General features: G+C 48.8%; 2 rRNA genes. Both read left to right on the plus strand.

What is annotated here, in order from left to right:
- Positions 1-165: 165 nt before the first annotated feature.
- Positions 166-3,053 (plus strand): 23S ribosomal RNA (locus tag FFR00_RS21470).
- 117 nt (positions 3,054-3,170) lie between these two features.
- A 5S ribosomal RNA gene (gene rrf / locus FFR00_RS21475) occupies positions 3,171-3,278 on the plus strand; the annotation flags it as partial.

The raw sequence follows: 3,278 nt of genomic DNA on the forward strand, positions 1-3,278 counted from the left end.
TGCTCTTTAACAATTTGGAAAAGCTGATAAAAAATATCTCAAAAATACGAGTTAAATAACAAGTGTTTTTGGTATTCAAAAAAATAAGGTGATCGTACTCGAATGGCAGGACTTATACAGCCTGACCATTCAAGTTAGTTAAGCGACAACATTTAGGTGTTGTATGGTTAAGTGACTAAGCGTATACGGTGGATGCCTTGGCAGTCAGAGGCGATGAAGGACGTGTTAATCTGCGATAAGCCATGTTAAGTCGATAAAAGACGTTATAGACATGGATTTCCGAATGGGGAAACCCACTGCATTTTATGCAGTATCGCAACGTGAATACATAGCGTTGCGAGGCGAACCCGGGGAACTGAAACATCTAAGTACCCGGAGGAAAAGAAATCAACCGAGATTCTGGTAGTAGCGGCGAGCGAACCCGGATTAGCCCTTAAGCTTTTATGTGATTAGTGGAATGTTCTGGAAAGGACAGCGATACAGGGTGATAGCCCCGTACATGAAAATCTACTTTAAGTGAAATCGAGTAGGACGGCACACGTGATATGTTGTCTGAATATGGGGGGACCATCCTCCAAGGCTAAATACTCCTGACTGACCGATAGTGAACCAGTACCGTGAGGGAAAGGCGAAAAGAACCCCTGTGAGGGGAGTGAAATAGAACCTGAAACCGTATACGTACAAGCAGTGGGAGCCCCTTCGTGGGGTGACTGCGTACCTTTTGTATAATGGGTCAACGACTTAATTTCAGTAGCAAGGTTAAGCGAATAGCGGAGCCGTAGGGAAACCGAGTGTTAACTGCGCGCATAGTTGCTGGGATTAGACCCGAAACCCGGTGATCTAGCCATGGGCAGGTTGAAGATTGGGTAACACCAATTGGAGGACCGAACCGACTAATGTTGAAAAATTAGCGGATGACTTGTGGCTGGGGGTGAAAGGCCAATCAAACCGGGAGATAGCTGGTTCTCCTCGAAAGCTATTTAGGTAGCGCCTCGGACGAATACTAGTGGGGGTAGAGCACTGTTAAGGCTAGGGGGTCATCCCGACTTACCAACCCTTTGCAAACTCCGAATACCACTAAGTACTATCCGGGAGACACACGGCGGGTGCTAACGTCCGTCGTGGAAAGGGAAACAACCCAGACCGTCAGCTAAGGTCCCAAAGTCATAGCTAAGTGGGAAACGATGTGGGAAGGCTTAGACAGCCAGGATGTTGGCTTAGAAGCAGCCATCATTTAAAGAAAGCGTAATAGCTCACTGGTCGAGTCGGCCTGCGCGGAAGATGTAACGGGGCTAAGCTATGCACCGAAGCTACGGATGCTAATTTATTAGCATGGTAGAGGAGCGTTCTGTAAGCCGTTGAAGGTGAATCGTAAGGTTTGCTGGAGGTATCAGAAGTGCGAATGTTGACATGAGTAACGATAAAGGGGGTGAAAAGCCCCCTCGCCGAAAGACCAAGGTTTCCTGTTCAATGTTAATCAGAGCAGGGTGAGTCGGCCCCTAAGGCGAGACTGAAAAGTGTAGTCGATGGGAAACAGGTTAATATTCCTGTACTTCGTATAATTGCGATGGGAGGACGGAGAAGGCTAGGCCAGCATGGTGATGGTTATCCATGTTTAAGGTTGTAGGCTGGACACTTAGGAAAATCCGGGTGTCTAAGGCTGAGAATTGATGACGAGTGTCTACGGACATGAAGTGGTTGATGCCCTGCTTCCAGGAAAAGTCTCTAAGCTTCAGATTATACGAAACCGTACCCCAAACCGACACAGGTGGTTGGGTAGAGAATACCAAGGCGCTTGAGAGAACTCGGGTGAAGGAACTAGGCAAAATGGTACCGTAACTTCGGGAGAAGGTACGCTCTTGATGGTGATGGGATTTACTCCCTAAGCTGCTGAGAGTCGCAGATACCAGTTGGCTGCAACTGTTTATTAAAAACACAGCACTGTGCTAAATCGAAAGATGACGTATACGGTGTGACGCCTGCCCGGTGCCGGAAGGTTAATTGATGTGGTTAGTCCTCGGACGAAGCTATTGATCGAAGCCCCGGTAAACGGCGGCCGTAACTATAACGGTCCTAAGGTAGCGAAATTCCTTGTCGGGTAAGTTCCGACCTGCACGAATGGCGTAATGATGGCCAAGCTGTCTCCACCCGAGACTCAGTGAAATTGAAATTGCCGTGAAGATGCGGTGTACCCGCGGCTAGACGGAAAGACCCCGTGAACCTTTACTACAGCTTGACACTGAACATTGACCCTACATGTGTAGGATAGGTGGGAGGCTTTGAAGCGTTGTCGCTAGATGATGTGGAGCCGACCTTGAAATACCACCCTTGTAGTGTTGATGTTCTAACGTTGGTCCCTTATCGGGATTGCGGACAGTGTCTGGTGGGTAGTTTGACTGGGGCGGTCTCCTCCCAAAGAGTAACGGAGGAGCACGAAGGTTGGCTAAGTACGGTCGGACATCGTACGGTTAGTGCAATGGCATAAGCCAGCTTAACTGCGAGACAGACACGTCGAGCAGGTACGAAAGTAGGTCATAGTGATCCGGTGGTTCTGTATGGAAGGGCCATCGCTCAACGGATAAAAGGTACTCCGGGGATAACAGGCTGATACCGCCCAAGAGTTCATATCGACGGCGGTGTTTGGCACCTCGATGTCGGCTCATCACATCCTGGGGCTGAAGTCGGTCCCAAGGGTATGGCTGTTCGCCATTTAAAGTGGTACGCGAGCTGGGTTTAGAACGTCGTGAGACAGTTCGGTCCCTATCTGCCGTGGGCGTTTGAGAATTGAAGGGAGCTGCTCCTAGTACGAGAGGACCGGAGTGGACGAACCGCTGGTGTTTGGGTTGTTATGCCAATAGCATTGCCCAGTAGCTACGTTCGGAACTGATAACCGCTGAAAGCATCTAAGCGGGAAGCAGGCCTTGAGATTAATTCTCACTGGGACTTTAAGTCCCCTGAAGGGCCGTTGGAGACTACAACGTTGATAGGCAAGGTGTGTAAGTGCTGTGAGGCATTGAGCTAACTTGTACTAATTACCCGTGAGGCTTAACCATACAACACCTAAGTGGTGTGTATGTTTGATGAAGATAATCTTATTTAGAAACCAAGAGTGCTTGTTAGACTCGTGGGATATTGCAGCTTTTTCGAATGTTAAAGACAACAAGTTTTTGCCTGGTGGCAATAGCGTTGTGGACCCACCTGAACCCATGCCGAACTCAGAAGTGAAACGCAACTGCGCCGATGATAGTGTGGGGTTTCCCCATGTGAAAGTAGGTCAC

Origin of the sequence: Agarivorans sp. Toyoura001 (genome assembly GCF_005405585.1) — a bacterium.
In the GTDB taxonomy this organism is placed as follows: Bacteria; Pseudomonadota; Gammaproteobacteria; order Enterobacterales; family Celerinatantimonadaceae; genus Agarivorans.